Source organism: Ignavibacteriales bacterium, assembly GCA_016709155.1.
Lineage (GTDB): Bacteria > Bacteroidota > Ignavibacteria > Ignavibacteriales > Ignavibacteriaceae > JADJEI01.
Genome location: JADJEI010000013.1, coordinates 359,896 through 379,422, shown reverse-complemented (window position 1 = coordinate 379,422; position 19,527 = coordinate 359,896). Strand labels below are relative to the sequence as shown.

Sequence of the window (19,527 nt, the reverse complement as noted above, 5' to 3'; positions counted from 1 at the left end):
TTAATTACAGTTGAAAATTACTGATGTGGTGTGCTAATTGCAAAGGAAGGAGTTTTAAAGAGAGTGCTATAATTTTAGCATTAGAAGAGTTTCAGTTCCCTGATCAGTGACATTGAATTTAATTTCATCCATGTAAACTTTCATAAGATACACACCCCTTCCTGAGTCTTTTAACAAATTATCTGTCTCAGTCGGGTCAGGCAAAGCAGAAGGATCAAATCCTTTTCCACTGTCCTTAACCGAAATAAAAAGGCTGCTGTTTTCAACCCAAACATCAATTACAACTAATTTTTTAGGGTCACATTTGTTGCCGTGAATGATGGCATTGGTGGTTGCTTCTGTAACAGTGAGCAGCAAGTGGGCAATCTTTTCTTCACTGAGATTTAAATCCCTGCCGAAGTAATTAACGAATTCTTCAACCGTAATTAAATTATTCGGATCGCTGTCTATTTCGAGGTGATATTTGTTTTCCGGCAAAGTATTCTAAATTTTTAATGGAAAATAAGAAAAATATTTTTACCTGCAACGCTAAAAACTCCAATTCATTTGAAGATTTAAACTGGTTTGTTCCTTCTGATCAATTTTATTGACTATGATAAATTCGTACCAGCCGGTTAGTCTGACAAATAAATCAGTGCCAAGCGTTTTCGTCAATTCGCAAATCGGTCCTATGCTTAAATACCTTGAGTCAATAATTTTTCTTCATTGTCATATTTAAAAGTTCGCAATGAAAATAATCTTGCTCCGGCAGCGAAAATGAATCCTGCAAATTGTGTTGAAGCTTTTGGCTCAGCCAGTAGTTCTTCATTAAACCTAACCGGTTTAGTTGAAAAACTTGCCCACTTCAAATCACCCTGCTCTGATAATTTTGCGTACCCATAAAAAATTAACGAAAGATTTTTATCAAGTTTTATCGAGGAAGAATCGAGCGCGGTAAACTGCCTGTACGAAAAACTTCTGTAGTTCGGGTTAAGATCTTCAAAATCGTAAACGGTATAATTAGCCGAGACAGTGAAACTATTCATAGATGAAATATTTTTTCCTTTGTAGTTGCCGCCGGTGGTTAAAGCTAATATTCTGTTTAAATTATTGTTGGAACTCCTGTCCGAAAATAAATAAACAACGTGACTCAACGTACCTTCGACAGTGATGAAGGCTTCGAAAAGTGAATTTATGAATCTTGAATATTTCAAACGCACTATTGAAAGAATTTCATCACGGTCGTCGCTATTATCCAGGCTTGGCGTATCGTACCTAAGCTTACTTTGGAAAAAATTCAGAGAAAGATAATCACGTTTAGAAATTTTCCAGCCGCTTGTTATTGAAACAGAAGCACGAAGTGAAACATTATTTTTATTGCTTTCTGATTCTGATCTTTCGAGGTAAAAACTTTCATCAATACCTTCGAATCTTTTTGTTAAATGTTTCTCATCGCGTTCGGCATAATTTGCCCGTAGTAATGCGTCGAATGAATCAGAAGAATAGGCAACCGTTGATTCGAGTTCAATACGAAATTCTTCAATTCGTGTATCAAACACCGAAGAAGATTGGAGGCTGTTTATTCGGTAACGTGTATCCCGGTCAATTGATTTAAAATTTAATCGTCCAAGTAAGTCGAGAGAAAAATCTTCAAACAAATTGTTGTAGATTAATCTATCCTGAATCAGATAGTTAGATTCAGTACGGCTTTGAATATTGTTTGCGACATCGAAAGTTTGAGAGACAAGTGAATCAGCGGTGAAATAAAAATCCTTTCTGTTTTGAATAAACCCCGCCGTGATTGAGTTACTAACTTCCGGCTGAAAATAATTTGTAATTACAAGCTGCAAATTTCTGAGTGTGTTTTTTCTGGGAGAGATATCTTCATTTCTGAATTTCAGTTGTGAAAGGAAAATAAATTCATCCACAGCAAGTTCATCAGCAAGTCCTTCAATTCCATAAACCGGTCCGGAATCATTTTCGCCGATCTGACGATTATTTGAGTAGCCTAAAAAAGGTGTCAAGTATATTTTTTCTAATGGAATGTATTGCGAAAAAAATACGGCACTGGATACAGAAGCTTGATTGATTTCAATCTTTCTGCTGTCGGAAAAAATATTATTTATTATTTCACTGCCGAGTGAAAAATCAGAGGAGAATAAGTAGGAAGAGAGAATTGCAAGAGATTGTTCATCCCGAATGCTTTTAGTAGTAGAACGAACAAAGGTTGAATAATAATCTTCATTCACTTTCAAGCTTAATTTATTCATCGAAGTGTTGAATAAAAAACCACCTCGAAGTGAAAAAGTATTTAATTGTTTTTCAAAACTTGTTTTAAAAACATTTGGAAGTATCTCGGTTTGAATTAATTCTAATGAATCAGGATTCTCCTGCGCTGATACCAAAATAGAAAACATAAGAATAAATACGACGGATAGCTGCTTCAATATTTTAGAATAATTTTAGTTTCAATTTAAGGTACTATTATAAAATTATAAAGATTAGAAATACTGTTCGGCTGCTCGCTAATTGAGTAAACAGCAATTCGCAAATAGTATCTAACGTTCGCGTCAACATAATCGGGGTTAAAGCGCACAGATATTGTATCATCGGCTGCTTCAGAGTAAAACTCAGTCGCCCAATACTCGCTAAAATATGGATTAGTCATCACACTTATCCGATAAGCTGCTGGTTTATTGATTGTTTTGATTTTAAAATAATCGAAATAAACCACCTCTGCACTGTCCTGTGGAAAGATCAAAGACGCAGACTGATAAATTTCATCACTCACTTCCTCGCTTGGAGTGCTTATCAACCCACCCTTATCAATAGCTTCAATTTTGTAAAAGTACTTAGTGTCCAATTTCAAAGCAGTTGTATCGCTAAAATAATTTTGAGTTGATTCTCCAATGAATGAGTTTGTGTCGGCAATAAAAGTCTGTTCTTCACTTCTAAATACAAAATACTTTTCGACGTCGGATTCAAAACTTTTTTCCCAGCTTAAGTAAACAGATAAATTTTCTTCCCAATTCCTTGCATTAACTGCCGGAAACCTTGGAGCGATAGGAGAATAAATATTTTCGGGTTCAGCAAGTACCTCTGAAGAAGCGGCGCTTTCCTCTCCCGCTAAATCAATGGCGCTAATTTTGTAAAAGTATTGCGAGTCGTAATTCAATGAATCATCAAAAAAATAACTGTCGGATGTAAAAGCGATTAATATTGAAGCAGCCTTATTCTCTCTTCGATAGATGTTATAGCCGCGAATATCAGCTTCGTTATTTGCATTCCATTCCAAACCAACCTCTCCGTCATAACTGAAGACGATTCTTAATCCAACCGGTACAGCCGGGGGGAGACCGTCGTCAGCGATTGAGGTTTCAGTTAATCTTTCACAGGAAATCACAGATAGTGAAAGAATAATTATTATGAAAAAGTATTTTGTCATCTTAGTTTTTATTTCGACTTCAAAATAAAAAAAGAATTATTTCTTTGCGGGTTAAAAATTTATTAACCAATCATTTACTCGATTTCAGTATTTTTAAATAAATCATACAGAAACATATTACAGGAAAATAATTCACGCATGCCCAAAAAAAATAAACTTCGTAAAAATTCTAAAGTTGAAATTAGCAATGAACAAAGCGCCAACTCACTTTTTATGAAATTGCAAAAGATAATCGAATATAAACATCTTGGTTTTATCTTCGCTATTTCATATTCAATCATTTTAGGGTTGATCAGTTTATCGCTTCACAAGATTGGAGATTACGGAGTCGAAACGGATTTTTATTGGAACTATGTTCCCGCTGCACAACATTTTCTTAAGGGCACCGTGCAGATTGAACAGTTCCATGGACCGCTCTATCCAATGGTTCTTTCCGTTTTTGGTTTGGCATTCGGAGATTTTTTTACCGGCGGAATTATTCTTGGTTTAGTTTCTGCCGCATTCATAATTTATTTTTCTTTCGAAACATTAAAAAATATTTTTTCACCATTAGTTGCAACTCCTGTTACGCTTTTAATCATCTTAAATCCAATATTCATTCAATACACTTACAGTGCAGGCACGGATATGTTTTTTATTGCATTAGTAAGTGCTGCTGTGTTTTTCTTTTTCAAAGCAAACCAATTTAACACAACTAATATTTTGCTTGCTTCTTTTTTCGGCGGGCTTTCATATTTGACAAGATATAACGGACTTTTCTTATTTAGTTTTGTTATAGTGATTTTATTTATCAATTACTGGAAAATTGATTTTAAAAAGAGACTGATTGTATCAGCTCTTTTTATTTCAGTTTTTATTTTAACTATTTCACCTTGGGGGATTTATTGCTTAAAAGAAAAAGGGAGTTTTTTTTATAATGAAAATTATAAAAACATTGCCTATGAACTTTACGGAAAAGGTAAAATAGGATGGGATGAATTTTGGTTTAAAGAAAGTAAATCCTTTACATCAATGTCGCAGGTCATCTTAAAAGATCCTGGATTATTTATTTCGAATACACTAAATAATATTCCCGATCACTATTTAGGTGATATGGAAAAGCTTACCGGCTGGCATATAGGACTTTTTATCGCACTTGGATTTTTTCTACTCCTTTTTAATAAGCCTCTAAAAAAATCAACACTATCGGGTTTGCGTATTTGTTGGTAAATTTTTTCTTCTTCGCTTTGCTACTGTTGTTATTCTATGGTGAAAGGTTTTCAATGTTCCTGATTCCATTCTATTGTTCAATAGCAGTCAGTACAATTTTAAATAGGAATAATCCCGTCACTGAAAAAATACCTGCCGCATTGAGAATAATACTTCTTTCTATTTTAGTTTGTATCACTGCTGTTAAAGCTTACAATTATAATTCCGGGATAATCAATTCCGGTCCGAATGAATTATTAGTAATAAAGGATTGGTTTAACAAAAATATTAAGCCGCCTCAGGATGAGGTAATAATTGCAGCTCGTAAAGCACATATCGCTTATTATTTAAATATGAAATTCAAACCACTCCCTCTCGAAGATAATTATAATGATTTTATAACCACCCTGAGAAATAACAAAGTGAAATATCTCTACTTCAGCGAGATAGAAGCTCAATTAAGGCGGGAGTTTATTTCGCTGCTTGACCCGCAGTCTGAACACCCCGGATTAACAGCGCTTGTGTTTACAAGTTATCCACCGGCAGTACTTTATAAAATAGAATGATAATTATTCTCTGATGTTGGCTTTGTCACTGCCGAATTCATTATGAAAAAAGGAGGTGATAAGAATAATGTTTAAATTGACAATCAAATAAAAAATGAATAATTTAGCACATCAAATTTTTAACTAATAAAATGATTGAACAATACATACCCGTATTTCTTGTAATTGCATTTGCTTTAATATTTGCAGTTGCAACAGTTTTTTCCTCCGGCATTTTCGGACCGCAGAGACCGACAGGCGAGAAAAATTCTACTTATGAAAGTGGAATGAAACCGGTTGGTACCACACACGAAAGAGTCTCTGTTAAGTATTATCTTGTTGCAATGCTGTTTATAATTTTTGATATAGAGGTTATTTTTGTTTACCCCTGGGCTGTTGAATTTAGAAGAATGTTTCAAGAGAGTGGCATAAGTGTTTTTATTTCGATGTTGATATTTCTAATTATACTTGAGCTTGGATATTTATATGCTTATAAGAAAGGCGCTTTCAAATGGGATTAGAAGCAAAGCTGACACAGGATGGATTTTTTACAACCACGGTTGATGCATTAATTGCGTGGTCAAGAAAAAATTCAGTTTGGCCAATGCCGATGGGAATCTCGTGCTGTGCAATCGAGATGATGGCTTCCGGCGATCCGAAGTATGATATTGCGCGCTTCGGGTCTGAAGTGATGCGCTTTACCCCCCGCCAATGTGATTTGATGATTGTTGCCGGGACAGTTACTTACAAGATGGCTCCTGTTGTTAGAAAAATTTACGATCAAATGCCCGACCCAAAATGGGTGATTGCTATGGGCGCTTGCACCTCAACCGGCGGTATGTATCGTTCATATTCTGTTGTGCAGGGGATTGATCAATTTTTACCGGTAGATATTTATTTAGCCGGCTGCCCTCCCCGTCCTGATAATCTTTTGAATGCACTTATTCAGATTCAGGAAAAAATTGGTAACACAAAAGCAAGAGATTTTCAAAATGTTAAACTTCCGGAATTGACAGTAATTCAGAATAATTAATTTTATGGAATTCAAAGAAATATTATTAAAAAAAATAAATGGTCAATTCCCTGAATTGAAAATTGATACCACCGATTTTAGAAACGAGCTGACTCTTTCATTCGATAAGAATTTTATAATTCCTGTCTGTAAGTTTCTCAAATCAAATCCCGAATTAGAGTTTCTATTCTGTACAGATATAACTGCAATAGATTGGGCGGTAAGAAAAAATAGATTCACAGTTGTTTATAATATTTATTCATTAAAAAATAATTTCCGACTTCGATTAAAAGCTAATGTTGATGAATCAGATTGTACTATTGACTCTGTTACTTCTGTGTGGAAATCTGCTAATTGGCAGGAACGCGAAACTTATGATATGTATGGAATTAAATTTAATACCCACCCTGACTTGAGAAGAATGTACATGCCCGAAGAATTTGAATACCACCCTTTAAGAAAAGATTTTCCGTTAACAGGCATTCCAGGATCTTTACCACTACCTAAGAAGTAAGGCAATATGCAGAAATTAGAAAAAGACGAAGTTCATCCTAAAATTATTCAAGCATTACTCGATGCTGATACTACTATTACCGTTGAAGACGCGCTTGAAAATGAAATGATTCTAAATATGGGTCCGCAGCATCCCGCTACTCATGGCGTACTCAGATTATTATTGAGATTAGACGGCGAAACTGTTGTGGCTTGCGTTCCTGATCTTGGCTATCTTCATCGCGGCTATGAAAAAATGGCCGAGAACATGTCTTACCATGAATATATACCTCACACCGATAGATTAGATTATCTTTCGCCATTGGCAAACAATGTTGCATGGGTTACAGCAGTTGAAAAGCTCGCCGGCATCGAAGTACCCCCTCGTGCACAATACATCAGGATGCTCGTTGCAGAACTTTCAAGAATTGCTTCGCATCTTGTGGCAATTGGTTCGCTTGCTATGGATGTAGGAGCACTAACTGTATTTTTATGGACGTTAAGGGAGAGGGAAAAAATCCTTGATATTTGGGATATCCTATGCGGTGCTCGATTTACAAACAGCTATACACGAATTGGCGGAGTAGCTAATGACATTCAGCCGGAAGCCGAGAAAATTGCACGATGGTTTATTGATCAATTTGAACCTAATTTGACAGAGTGTGAACAACTGTTAAATACAAACAGAATTTTTATCGAACGTCTTGAAGGCGTAGGGGTTATTTCTCAGCAAGATGCGATTGATCTTGCAATGACCGGTCCTAATTTACGCGCTACCGGAATTGCTTATGATTTGAGAAGAGTCTCCCCATACCTTAAATACAGTGAAATTGATTTTAATATTCCCACATATACTGAAGGTGATTGTCTCGCTCGTTATTTTATCCGTGCCGATGAAGCTCGTGAAAGCGCAAAGATAGTTAAGCAAGTACTCGACAAGATGCCGCAGGGTCCAATCTCGGCAAATGAACCGAAAAAAGTTTTACCGAAAAAAGGTGAAATTTATTCACGCATGGAAGAATTGATTCACGATTTTATGATTGTTAACTTTGGAATAAATCCACCCGTCGGTGAAATTTACAGTGCTATCGAAGGTTCGAAAGGTGAACTGGGATTTTATATCGTCAGCAAAGGTGAGGGGCATCCCTGGAAATGTAAAATTCGCTCTCCCTCGTTTAATAATTTACAATCACTGCCTCACTTAATTAAAGGACACATGGTTTCGGATGTCGTAGCTATCATTGGTAGTCTTGATCCGATTATGGGAGAGGCGGACAAATGAGTTCAGGTTCAAGTTCAGGTTCAATTTTTTGTTCAAGATTAAGAGAAGGAATTAATGGAAAAAGTTTTTAGTCATGAAAAACTGAATGTTTATAAACGATCCCTGGATTTTGTTGAATTTGCAGATAAGTTATTATGCAAACAAAAAGAAAGAATCAGTGCTTGCGATCAATTGGATCGGGCTTCTACTTCGATTCCATTAAATATCGCTGAGGGATCGGGAAAATTTAGCAGTAAAGATAAAAGCCGTTATTACGATATAGCCCGTGGTTCTGCTACTGAGAGTGCTGCTTGTTTAGATGTATTATTAATAAAGAAAAAAATTGAAACTGATGAAAACTCTAAAGGCAAAGAAATTCTTTTTGAAATTGTTTCAATGTTAATTGGCTTAATAAAAAGCACATCGGATAGAATTTATGAAGATAATGAAACATACAACCCATAACTCCATGAACTTGAACTTGAACTTGAACCTGAACTTGAACACAAAATCGATCTCAGGCAAATAATATGGAATTTACATTCACACAACAAAACTTAGAAAAAATTGATCAGATACTTAAAAAGTATCCGACAAAAAAAGCAGCGCTTATGCCGTTACTCTGGCTGGCACAGGAACAAAACGGATTTATTTCCGGCGAAGTAATGAAGTCAGTCGCATCTATACTTGAAGTTTCACTTGAAGAAGTACTTGGTGTGGTAACATTCTACACAATGTATCATCAGCATGAAATGGGAAAATATCATTTTCAAGTTTGTACAAACGTATCATGTTTACTTCGCGGCGGCTATGATATTTGGAATCATGTTCGTTCAAAACTTAAAATAGAAAATGGTCAGGTTACTTCAGACAAAAAATTTTCACTCGAAGAAGTTGAATGCATGGGAAGCTGCGGCTCGGCACCAATGATGGCAGTCAACGAAGACTATTATGAAAATTTATCCCTTGATCAAGTTGATCAAATAATAGAAAGTTTTAAATAGTAATATGGAAAAAATAGTTCTTCCTGATATTAAAGACCTCCACCTTATTGATGTTTATCTGCAGAACGGCGGCTTCACTGCTGTAAAAAAGGCTTTCTCCCAATCCACCGATGATATTATAGATCAGGTAAAAAAATCAGGATTACGCGGCAGGGGTGGGGCAGCATTCTCGGCTGGGTTAAAATGGAGTTTCATGCCGAAGACTACCGACAAGTTAAAATATCTTTGCATCAACGGCGACGAAAGTGAACCTGGTTCATTCAAAGACAGACAAATATTTGAATTTAATCCTCATCAACTAATTGAGGGTATTTTAATCACCAGCTATGCAATTGGTGCAAAGGTCGCTTATGTTTATATCCGTGGTGAGTACCATAAATGGATTAGACTTTTTGAAAATGCCTTAGCTGATGCTTATGCACGCGGATTCGTTGGTGAAAAAATGAAAGAATCTTTCGGCACCGATTTCTTCTGTGATATTTATGTTCACAAAGGGGCAGGGGCATATATCTGTGGTGAAGAATCAGCACTGATGAATTCGATTGAAGGTAAAAGAGGTTATCCAAGAGTTAAACCTCCCTTTCCGGCACAAAATGGATTATGGGGTAATCCCACAACTATAAATAATGTTGAAACGATCACAAATGTTCCTCCAATAATTAATAAAGGCTGGGAGTGGTTTTCTAAAATTGGTGAACCTAAACATCCGGGGACAATATTGTTTGGTGTAAGCGGTCACGTGAACAAACCGGGTGTTTACGAACTTCCATCTGGAACTTTATTGACAGATATTATTTACAACTATGCCGGTGGTGTTCCCGGAAATAAAAAAATCCTTTGTGTAATTCCCGGCGGTTCATCTATGCCCCCCCTGCGTGGTGATCAACTGGAAGGTGTAAAAATGGATGCCGAATCTTTACGCACAGTCGGCTCTGCAATTGGTACGGGTGGTATTATTGTAATGGATGAGGATACCGATCTTGTGAAAGTGCTTGCTCGTATCGCTAAATTCTATCATCACGAAAGCTGCGGGCAGTGTACCCCGTGCAGAGAAGGTACAGGGTGGCTGCAAAAAATATTAGAACGAATTCTTGACGGCAAAGGTTCACTAAATGATATTGATTTATTGATTACAGTTGCAAGTAATATAGAAGGCAATACTATTTGTGCTCTTGGTGAAGCCGCTGCCTGGCCTGTAAAATTCATGGTTCAAAGGTTCAGGGATTATTTTGAAAAACGGGTTAGCATCAAAATGGACATTCCCGTTGCCAACAAAGTTCATTCAATGAGAAACACAGCAATTCCTTTAGCGGATATTAAGAACTAATTAACTTCTAATCACTATATAAAGGGTTCAATAATGTCAGATGTAAAGTCGTTCAATTCAAAAAAAATTCGCACTGCATGGGTTTCCAAAACCAGGAAGCGATGCTTTGTTGTTCGCGATGTTGTCTTTGCTCTCACTGATTCAAAGGATGTAAAATCTTACATCAAAGGTATGCGCGCACGCGATAAAGCCCTTGATAAAAGCTGGGGGAAAGTTACCACCGCATTAAAAGTTGAAACTAACGGCGGCGTACAGCTAATGAACTGTGCAGATAAAAAGAATTTGCTAAGAATCATTGAAGCCATCCCCAATCCAATCAAATTGGAAACTTTCAAAAAATGGCTGGCTAAACTTTAATTTATCTTAGTCAGTATTTCTTTTCCTTTATAAGTGAGAAGTAATCTGATATTACTTCTCACATCTTTTTTCAAAATACTCTTTTGCTTCTTATTATTCTTACCAAGTGAAGTTCTTTTCATTCAGAAAATTAAGACAACCTCTAAATGAAAAATGATTTTACAATCGCTTCGGTCCGGCGTCAATTACTTCCTGACTACAGCCTTTTGCAAATAGCTTGAAGTTATCTATAAAGCGGGCGGCAAGTGCATCGTATTTTTTCCAGTACTCATTCTTATTTCCCCACGAGCTTGAAGGATCAAGAACGTCTTCAGGTACATCAGGACAGTAGAGAGGGACTTCAAAACCGAACAATTTATCTTTTCTGTATTTTGCTTTATCCAGTTTACCTTCGAGAGCAGCGTTCAGTAGATTTCTTGTGTGCCGAATACTTATTCTTTTTCCGACACCGAATCTTCCACCCACCCAGCCTGTGTTAACAAGCCAGACATTTGCATTATGTTTCAGCATTCTTTGCTTCAGCATTTCTGCATATTCAAAAGGATGGCGAACCATAAACGGCGCACCAAAGCATGCACTGAATGTAATCTGCGGCTCGATACCCAAACCAATTTCAGTGCCGGCAATTTTTGAAGTGTAGCCGCTTATAAAATGATACTGCGCTTGTGCAGGATTTAATTTTGCAATTGGAGGCAAAACACCGGAGGCATCGCAGGTTAAGAAAATAATATTTTTCGGATGAGTTCGTACATATCCTTCGGGTACAACGTTAGGAATAAAATCAAGCGGATATGATGCGCGTGTGTTCTCTGTAATTTTATCATCGTCAAGATCAATATGACGGCTTACAGGATCGAACACAACATTTTCGAGAATCGTTCCGAAGCGTTTGGTGGTTGCGTAAATTTCGGGTTCGCTTTCAGCAGAAAGTCTGATCACCTTAGCGTAACACCCGCCTTCAAAATTAAAAACGCTGTCAGAGCTCCAACCGTGTTCATCATCACCAATCAATTTCCTTTTGGGATCGGCAGAGAGCGTTGTTTTTCCTGTTCCGCTTAATCCGAAGAACAGAGCAACATCGCCTTTATCGCCAACATTTGCAGAACAATGCATCGGCAATACATCTTTGAATGTGAGTAGAAAATTAAGGAGAGTGAAAATTGATTTTTTAATTTCACCGCCGTAAAGTGTGTTTGCGATTACGGCAGTTCGCTCTGCAAAATTTAATATTATTCCTGTATCGCTTCGCGTTCCATCAAGTGAAGGATCAACTTTAAAACCCGTAAGTGCGATTACCGTAAAATCAGGGATGAATTTTTTTAGCTCATCCTTGTCATCTGTAGTAATGAACATATTTCTTGCGAACAAGCTATGCCAAGCTTTGTCAGTAATTATTCTGATCGGCATTTTATAATTTGGATCTGCGCCGGCGTAACAATCCTGAACGAATAATTCCTCACCCTGACAAAAGGCCTGCACGCGTCCCATTAGCGAACTGAATTTTTCTGGTGTGAAAGGACGATTGTAGACCCCCCACCAGATTTTATTTTCAGTAGTTTCTTCTCGCACAATAAATTTATCAGCCGCAGCGCGGGCAGTATGTTTGCCAGTGTGAACTACGATAGGTCCTTCTTTGGTGATCCTTCCTTCGTTACGAAAAATTATTTCTTCGTACAAAGCTTCGTCGGATAAATTCCAAAAGACCCGGTCGAGTTGAACCAATCCATGATTGAATAATTTAAAATCAGAAGCTAACTCTTTTGCTTCTTTCGTGGCGGGGGTATTGAATTCTAAATATTTACTCATGACCAATCCCTCACTAATTTGCGGTCGCCAATATAAAGTTCATTTGGAGAGTTAGGATCGAGCGCCCATTTCATTCTTTCAATTCCTTCCTGAATATCTTTTATTGTTCCGCAATAACTAATTCTTAAATGACCATCCAGACCAAATTCTTTTCCCGGCACAGTGAGCACTTGTACTTTATCAATTAAAAATTCCGATAGTTTGTTCGAGTTTTTTTCGTAAGCGCTGAAATCAGCGAAGCAATAAAATGTGCCGTCGGGTTTTGTTACTTTCACTCCTTCAAAAGAATTCAGCAAATCAATTAAAACATTACGATTATTTTCAAGCGTGGTTCTTAGCGATTCCACCCCCGATTGAATACCGTTTATTGCTGCAGCGGAAGCCACTTGAAGAAGAATAGAAGGACCGGAAGTTTGATGCCCTTGAATATTACTCATCGTTTCAATTACTTTTTTATTTCCGACAGCCCAGCCAATCCGGAAACCTGTCATTGCATATTGTTTGCTCACTCCGTTTATTACTATCAGTTTAGAATTTTCATCTAATCGTTTTGCATATTTGTAACAGTTGATCGGCTTTCTTCCGTCAAAAATTAAACGGTGATAAATGTCATCCATAATTAACCAAAGATCTTTCTTCTCGCAGTATTCAACAATATCAGCAATAAATTCTTCGGAGTACATTGCACCGGTAGGATTGTTCGGACTGTTGATGATAACCGCTCTCGTGTAAGAGCCAACGCGTTGTTCGATATCCTGCAGTCTTGGATAAAAAGTTCCATCTTCCGGCAGAACGGGAACGCCGATTGCTCCAATTAATCTTGCCATATCCGGATAACTGACCCAATAGGGGGCGGGAAAAATAACTTCTTCCTGCGGATTAAGAATTGCCTGAAGTGCTACCATTATTGCTTGTTTCGCTCCCCCCGAAGCGATAATATTTTCAGGAGCAACTTTTCGATCGTAAAACTCGTCAGTATATCTGATGATTGCTTTTTTTAAGGCTGGGGTTCCATCTGCAGGTGCATAACGAATTTCTCCTGTGTTGAGATGTGCAGCCGCTGCTAATAGTGCATCCATCGGCGCACGACTTTTAGGCTCTCCGCCGCCAAGATGAATTACAGGATCACCTTTCTCTTTTAGAATGGCGAACTTTTCATTCAACTTTAATGTCGGAGATGGCTTTATTGATTTTGCAATTAAACTTAGACTCATCTGATTTCCATCTTTAATATGATTTTATAAATTTAAAAATTTTAATAGTGTAAATTATTTGCCGTGCTCTTCACAAACAAGAGAATTTCAAAATTACTTTTATAAGTCAGAATATTTTACCTAAGAAAGGTTCGATCAACTTCTTATCTTACCAGTAATAATTTCACAATCAGTTAAAATGTAAGTTAATAGAATAACTTATCGAATCGAATTTCGTTGTTTTTCCAATAATAATTGCGGCAGAAAATTTGTGATTTAAATAAAAAAATTTTGAGGAGTTCTTTATGAAAAAATTGCTGTTATTCTTACCGAAAAATTTTACCGATCCCAAACTTTTGTTTTTCGGGTTCATTTTCGTTTTAATTAGTACTCGACCGATATTATCACAGCAGATGGATGAATGCTCGGTAGATTATTTTGAAGAAGTAATACTTGACCCCGATTTTGAAGTTAGTGGAGCAGGGGACAATATTGATACGATTGAATTTTGGAAAGCTCCGGACAGCACAGAATCGCTGATGTTTGTTTCTGCCAAAGGTAATCAGTTGGTAGAGGTTTGGAAATATCCATTTGTCGGCAATGAAATGCCGCCGCTTACGCACGCTACTTTTTCCGGAAGCCAGGTAAATGGTTTGGCAGTTGATCAGGAATCCAGCCGGCTTTATGTTGCAATTGGTGAACCTTCAAGTACGGTGAGTGTTTTTAGTCTTCCTGATTTGAATTTCCTATTTAATTTTAATAAGGCGGGGGTTAATCTTCATTCCGAACCAAACTTAACCATCTTAAAACTTACAAATGGTGATAAGAGAATATATGTTTCTGCCGATGATATTGTTTACGTTCACGACGCAGTTACTGGAGATTATATTGATGAGTTCACTCCTGAAACCGGTCTTGAAACAATGGCGGCAGATAATTTTTATCAGCGAATTTATATCCCCGATGAAAATGGCGGAAGCGGACTTTATGTTTATAATCCCGACGGCACAGCTTATCTTCAAAACGGGTCTAATCATTTTGGAAATGGAATTTTTGATGCAGATGCGGAAGGCATAATTATTTTTAACTGTCCGGCACAAAATGGAGTTGACAGCGGCTATGGATTGATTGTTGTTTCAGATCAAATAATTTCCGGAACGAACCACTATGAATTTTTCGATAGGCAAACGTGGGAATATCTTGGGACTTTAAAATTAACCGGTGTTTCCAATACAGACGGTATTGCTTCCTTCCAACAATATCTGCCTGATTATCCAGCCGGCTTATTTGCGGCTTTGAATAATGACTCTAAAGTAGCTGCCATTGGATGGGATGATATTTTCAGTGCTTTAGGTCTTACTCCCGTTGAAATGACAGTGTTCACAGCAACAGCAGAAGAAAACAAGGTAAAACTGAAATGGCAAACCGTTACCGAATTAAACAACTCCGGGTTTGAAGTCCAGCGAAAAAGTGGAAATGAAAATGAATTTAAAGTGCTTGGTTTCGTTCAAGGGAAGGGTAACAGTATGATGTTGAACGAATATTATTTTGAAGACTTGAATCTTACACCCGGTGTTTATTCTTACAGGCTAAAACAAATTGATTTTGACGGAACATTTGAATACTCAAACACAATAGAAGTTGAAATAACATCACCGACAGAATTTTCACTTGAGCAGAATTATCCAAATCCATTTAATCCGACGACAAAAATAAAATACACAATTCCATCTGTCGCCCTTCGACAAGCTCAGGGTGACATTATGGTTTCTTTAAAAGTGTTTGATGTTCTCGGCATCGTTGCAGCCACACTCGTGAATGAAACCCAACCCGCAGGAAGCTACGAATTAGAATTTGATGTAGGACTGAGCAGCAGTCTATCCAGCGGGGTGTATTACTATCAACTGAAAGCGGGTGAGTTCATTCAAACCCGTAAAATGATTTTGTTGAAATAGAATTAAAGTTGGAGCAATCGGTTAAAGAGTTACGGATTAGCTTTTAATCATTCGATGTTACACCTCTCACAAACTTTCATCATCAAAATAGAAGTTTACTGAGGAGATGCTTTTTTGTGCGGAGAGTTCTTTGATGAATTCGGGATTCTGGTTTTTGTTTTTGATGCTTACGTAAAATGATATTTCAAGTTCATCTTCTCTGCCGATTGATTTTACATTAATCATTGTAAATTTTTTACAGTATTTTTTTAGTGCGGGAATGTATGAAGCTTCGATGCCATCTTCAGCGTGGTATCTGAATTGAAGGAGAAATTTTTCTTTTCTGATGATGAGGAAATCTGTCTTTGAAAGTGCAAGCAAAATGAGTCCGATAAAAATTGTGCCGCCAAATGCAACGCTGTAAAGCCCCACCCCTGCTGCCATTCCAATGCCGAGTGCGAAGAATATAAAAACAATATCAATCGTGTCTTTTACTGCTGTTCTGAATCGAATAATTGACATTGCCCCCACCAATCCAAATGCGCGTGCAAGGTTGTTCCCAATTACCATTATAACAATTGCTGTTATCATTGAGAGAGCAATGAGTGAATGAACGAATGAAGCGGAGTAGCCGGGTCCTTTGTAGGAGTATTTATAAAAGACGGCGATTAATAAGCTGCACAATACTGCAACGGAAAGGTTCTGCAATACTGTGCCGAGAGTGATGGAGGTGGCGAATATGTTTTGAAAATCTTGTAGCATTTATTTACTTAATGCGAGTTTATTAATGAATTATTGAGGTTACGCTTAGAGTAGAGTTTAGTGATTTTTAATTCGTGCAACTTAGCGACTTCGCGTCTTTGCGGTACGAGTGTTTTCTTTTCTGCCACTAAGGCTCTAAGACTCGAAGGTTCACGAAGTAATTTACTCCTGCCAATTTTATGTAGTAATGGATCGGAGTTTAAAGAGTGCATATCATTTTTTCAAATGGGTTGCGGTTAGCTTGCTTATCAAGGCTTAGTGTATATTTTGAAATTGCACTCCGTCGAAGATGATACCTGCTAATTAAATCCCTGAGCCAAACCGGATAGCCGTAGTCAGATTTAATTTCGAGAATAACTGTTCCGTTAAAAACATATTGAAGTTTATCTTCATTAAAAAGTTCGGAAATGTCCGGCAAAATAAGATAGCGAAGATTTTTATCAATTGTTATGCGCAGGCGGTCGTTCATCGCACCGAACATAGCCTCGCGTTCATAAGAAATTAAGGCGGTGGGATGAAGCTGATCTTTATAGTAATGATATAGAAATTTTTTTGCATCGGTAATTGCAAAACTATTTTTGTCGGCTGTAAGAATTAAATCCTCAATAGAATTTCCATTCAAAAATTTATTGATATCGCTGAATAAAAGCGGTGCGCGATTTTTCCAAACGTAGCAATCACTTTTTCTTTTGATTTCGATGTAAACAACTTTTTCGCCGTGAAAATTATTATAACCGCGGATGCGAAGTTTTTTCCTGACTTTTAATCCTTCAATTTTTTCGTGATAGAATTGCATAGAATCTGAATCGTAATACACACTGCGAACCGTATAATTTCTATCTTCGTGATTAAGTGCGAATGCATCGTACCTTACATACGGCGTCATTTCCCTTTTGAAATTATAAATATCGGATTCGGAGAGATAATATTTATGTTCGATTCTCATTAACTAACTTCAATTAAAAAATCTTTTTATGTGATCTGCAATTGGAATGCTGCCGCAGTGAATTTCACATTCGGTTATTAGTCCCGTGTTTAGCGGCTGTTTATTATTTTCGATTGCAGCGGTGACAATTATAACAGGTTCACCAAGAAGGTATTGAACTGAATTGTTGATTGAAATAATTTTTCCATAAAAGTCTGCTTGATTTGTTTCTGAATAGAATGAAACTTGTTCATCGATAGAAATGTATTTTTGATATTTAAGATTAACAGGGATCATCAGCAAATATTCATCCGTGTTTTGAATACTTAATAAAGTATCCCCGATAGATATTTTAGAAATAGTTCCGTTGATAGCCGGTATGATATTAAAATCAGCAAATCGTTTTTCAAGAACGGCTATTTCGTTTTCAAAGGATTTTATTTGTGAGTTGATGAAATCTATCTGTTCGGTTTTTTCGCCTGTAAGAACAGTTTCAAGATTGGCATTTGCAATTGCAATTTGAAGATCATTAAGTTCAGCAGTTCCTTTTGAAATTTCATATTCTTCCTGCGAGATTAGATCTTTTTGATAAAGCTGTTCCTGCCTGGATAAAATTTTTCTTTGTTCTTCTGCATTCTTCTTTTGAAAGGCAAGCTGCTCCTCCGCCATTCTAATTAGTGACGCTTTATCACCGGTTTGATTTAATTTTAATGAAGCCTTAGCAACTTCGAGTGAGCCTTTAAGAGCGGTTAGCTGTCTTTCAATTTCATTTGAATATAATTTGGCAATCGTGTCTGTTGTATTAACGAATGAATTTATTTTCAAATCACTTCTAAAAATCAGCCGGACATCATCCCCCCTTTCAAAATTAGAGACCGAGTAATTCTTATGAACACCGGATTTATGATCGAACAAGGTGGTGACGATTTGCCCGTTATCGTTTTTGGCAACAATCCATTCGGAAGCGGGTAGTATTTTTGCCCTCGCTGATAAAGTAAGCGGAAGATTCACCGGAAGGAAATAAATTACAACGGCAAGTATAATTATGAATAATAATAAAACTGTTTTTTGTACAGAACTCATGCCTGATAATTGTATGTTAAAAAATTGTTATCAAATATCGGTAAAAAAGTGGATAATTATAAAAATAAATGTGGGGATGAAATTGGTAACTAAGCAGAAAATTGTTCAAGGAACGGATAGAGCGGCTTTTCCCAATCTATTGAGGTGCGTTATTCTAATGAAGAATAATTTTTTTTACTCTTAGATTTTCCCTTGCCTTTATTGGTAAGATTCCTTAAATAAGCAGTTGAAATTTTAAGGATTAGTATGAAAAAAACAGTATCACTCTTTGCACTTATTTTAATATTATTTTCGATTCAAATCGAGGCTCAAAACACTTACGAATTTTTGCGGGTTGATAACAGCGCGCGTTCCGGTGCGTTAGCCGGTAGTTATACTTCCAACAATGATGACGCTGATGTTATATTTTATAATCCATCTGGAATTGGATTGTTGACAGAAAGACCTGTTTCATTTTCATTCGTCAAACATTTGCTCGATATAAATCTTGCAAGTCTATCATACTCGCAGGAGTTTGAAGGAATTGGAAGATTCGGTGCGGGAATTAAATATATCAACTACGGCAATTTTACAGAGGCGAATGAGTTCGGAGCAAAGACCGGAGAGTTTGGTGCAGGTGAGTTTGCTTTTATAATCGGCTACTCAAATATTCTTTATGAAAATTTTTATTACGGTGCTAATGCAAAAATAATTTACTCAAGCATTGCAGATCGCTCTTCGAGTGCAATGGCTGTTGATCTTGGTTTGCATTATGCAATTCCTAATTCAAATTGGAACTTTGGTTTTGCTGCATTAAATCTTGGCGGACAGATTTCTTCTTATTACGACACTAAAGAAAAATTACCGATTGATGTTGCCGTTGGTGTTTCAAAAAAATTAGCTTATTTGCCGCTTAAATTATCAGTGGACTTTCATAAACTTAACGAAGACAGAGATGATTTTCTTTCCAGACTAAAAGCCTTTACGGTTGGAGCAGAATTTACTTTGAGTAAAGTTATGAAGCTGCGTTTTGGATATGATAATGAAAAAAGAACAGAATTGAAGATTGGCAGTACTGCAGGTATTGCAGGATTTAACGTTGGGTTGGGGGCAAAGATTTCAAGTTACCAATTTGATTACGGTTACTCCTCCCTTGGCTTAATCGGTGCACTTCACCGCATTAGTATTTCAACAACATTGTAGTAAAAAAGGTTGTCATTTGTGGCAGCCTTTTT

General features: G+C 36.9%; 20 protein-coding genes. 12 read left to right on the top strand and 8 right to left on the bottom strand.

The window, feature by feature from the left end; genetic code table 11:
- Positions 1-66: 66 nt before the first annotated feature.
- The 3 genes from IPH11_14900 to IPH11_14890 all read right to left on the bottom strand — a co-directional run bounded on the left by IPH11_14900 (position 67) and on the right by IPH11_14890 (position 3,424).
- Positions 67-477, bottom strand: coding sequence for an ATP-binding protein (locus tag IPH11_14900; protein ID MBK6914871.1), 411 nt, complete (start codon positions 475-477; stop codon positions 67-69).
- A gap of 197 nt (positions 478-674) precedes the next feature.
- Positions 675-2,426, bottom strand: coding sequence for a hypothetical protein (locus tag IPH11_14895; GenBank protein MBK6914870.1), 1,752 nt, complete (start codon positions 2,424-2,426; stop codon positions 675-677).
- 26 nt (positions 2,427-2,452) lie between these two features.
- The gene (locus IPH11_14890; GenBank protein MBK6914869.1) at positions 2,453-3,424 is read right to left on the bottom strand and encodes a hypothetical protein; all 972 of its coding nucleotides are present in this window, start codon (positions 3,422-3,424) and stop codon (positions 2,453-2,455) included.
- Positions 3,425-3,562: 138 nt separating this feature from the next.
- Between IPH11_14890 and IPH11_14885 the strand changes: the two genes are divergently transcribed.
- The 10 genes from IPH11_14885 (at position 3,563) to IPH11_14840 (ending at position 10,610) form a co-directional block, all read left to right on the top strand.
- On the top strand, positions 3,563-4,633 hold the full coding sequence (locus IPH11_14885; protein ID MBK6914868.1) for a glycosyltransferase family 39 protein: 1,071 nt from the start codon (positions 3,563-3,565) through the stop codon (positions 4,631-4,633).
- Positions 4,634-4,686: 53 nt separating this feature from the next.
- Positions 4,687-5,178 carry a hypothetical protein gene (locus IPH11_14880; protein MBK6914867.1) on the top strand — a complete coding sequence of 164 codons (492 nt, stop codon included), beginning with the start codon at positions 4,687-4,689 and terminating at the stop codon, positions 5,176-5,178.
- Between the two features lie 131 nt (positions 5,179-5,309).
- Positions 5,310-5,678: an NADH-quinone oxidoreductase subunit A gene (locus tag IPH11_14875; protein ID MBK6914866.1), complete on the top strand. Its 369-nt coding sequence runs from the start codon at positions 5,310-5,312 to the stop codon at positions 5,676-5,678.
- Positions 5,669-6,190: an NADH-quinone oxidoreductase subunit B gene (locus tag IPH11_14870; GenBank protein ID MBK6914865.1), complete on the top strand. Its 522-nt coding sequence runs from the start codon at positions 5,669-5,671 to the stop codon at positions 6,188-6,190. Before IPH11_14875 ends, IPH11_14870 begins: the two co-directional genes overlap by 10 nt.
- Positions 6,191-6,194: 4 nt before the next feature.
- Positions 6,195-6,683, top strand: a complete 489-nt coding sequence (locus IPH11_14865) for an NADH-quinone oxidoreductase subunit C (protein MBK6914864.1) — start codon at positions 6,195-6,197, stop codon at positions 6,681-6,683.
- A 6-nt stretch (positions 6,684-6,689) separates the two neighbouring features.
- A complete protein-coding gene (locus tag IPH11_14860; protein ID MBK6914863.1) occupies positions 6,690-7,943 on the top strand; it encodes an NADH-quinone oxidoreductase subunit D in 1,254 nt (417 codons plus the stop codon).
- Between the two features lie 54 nt (positions 7,944-7,997).
- Complete coding sequence (locus tag IPH11_14855) at positions 7,998-8,387, top strand: four helix bundle protein (protein ID MBK6914862.1); 390 nt, start codon at positions 7,998-8,000, stop codon at positions 8,385-8,387.
- Positions 8,388-8,452: 65 nt separating this feature from the next.
- A complete protein-coding gene (locus tag IPH11_14850) occupies positions 8,453-8,926 on the top strand; it encodes an NAD(P)H-dependent oxidoreductase subunit E (GenBank protein MBK6914861.1) in 474 nt (157 codons plus the stop codon).
- 4 nt (positions 8,927-8,930) lie between these two features.
- A complete protein-coding gene (gene nuoF, locus IPH11_14845) occupies positions 8,931-10,253 on the top strand; it encodes an NADH-quinone oxidoreductase subunit NuoF (GenBank protein MBK6914860.1) in 1,323 nt (440 codons plus the stop codon).
- Positions 10,254-10,286: 33 nt separating this feature from the next.
- Positions 10,287-10,610 carry a hypothetical protein gene (locus IPH11_14840; GenBank protein MBK6914859.1) on the top strand — a complete coding sequence of 108 codons (324 nt, stop codon included), beginning with the start codon at positions 10,287-10,289 and terminating at the stop codon, positions 10,608-10,610.
- Between the two features lie 159 nt (positions 10,611-10,769).
- Here the strand turns inward: IPH11_14840 and pckA are convergent, their stop codons facing one another.
- Positions 10,770-12,416 carry a phosphoenolpyruvate carboxykinase (ATP) gene (pckA, locus tag IPH11_14835; GenBank protein MBK6914858.1) on the bottom strand — a complete coding sequence of 549 codons (1,647 nt, stop codon included), beginning with the start codon at positions 12,414-12,416 and terminating at the stop codon, positions 10,770-10,772.
- Positions 12,413-13,630: an aminotransferase class I/II-fold pyridoxal phosphate-dependent enzyme gene (locus IPH11_14830; protein MBK6914857.1), complete on the bottom strand. Its 1,218-nt coding sequence runs from the start codon at positions 13,628-13,630 to the stop codon at positions 12,413-12,415. Before IPH11_14830 ends, pckA begins: the two co-directional genes overlap by 4 nt.
- A gap of 284 nt (positions 13,631-13,914) precedes the next feature.
- Between IPH11_14830 and IPH11_14825 the strand changes: the two genes are divergently transcribed.
- A complete protein-coding gene (locus IPH11_14825) occupies positions 13,915-15,564 on the top strand; it encodes a phytase (protein MBK6914856.1) in 1,650 nt (549 codons plus the stop codon).
- 66 nt (positions 15,565-15,630) lie between these two features.
- On the opposite strand, the gene IPH11_14820 is transcribed toward IPH11_14825, so the two are convergent.
- From IPH11_14820 to IPH11_14810, 3 genes are all read right to left on the bottom strand, one after another.
- Positions 15,631-16,305: a DUF4956 domain-containing protein gene (locus IPH11_14820; GenBank protein ID MBK6914855.1), complete on the bottom strand. Its 675-nt coding sequence runs from the start codon at positions 16,303-16,305 to the stop codon at positions 15,631-15,633.
- A 199-nt stretch (positions 16,306-16,504) separates the two neighbouring features.
- Positions 16,505-17,251 carry a polyphosphate polymerase domain-containing protein gene (locus tag IPH11_14815; GenBank protein ID MBK6914854.1) on the bottom strand — a complete coding sequence of 249 codons (747 nt, stop codon included), beginning with the start codon at positions 17,249-17,251 and terminating at the stop codon, positions 16,505-16,507.
- A 9-nt stretch (positions 17,252-17,260) separates the two neighbouring features.
- Positions 17,261-18,313, bottom strand: coding sequence for a hypothetical protein (locus IPH11_14810; GenBank protein MBK6914853.1), 1,053 nt, complete (start codon positions 18,311-18,313; stop codon positions 17,261-17,263).
- Positions 18,314-18,559: 246 nt separating this feature from the next.
- On the opposite strand from IPH11_14810, the gene porQ reads away from it, so the two are divergent.
- Positions 18,560-19,495 carry a type IX secretion system protein PorQ gene (gene porQ / locus IPH11_14805; protein MBK6914852.1) on the top strand — a complete coding sequence of 312 codons (936 nt, stop codon included), beginning with the start codon at positions 18,560-18,562 and terminating at the stop codon, positions 19,493-19,495.
- Positions 19,496-19,527: the final 32 nt, after the last annotated feature.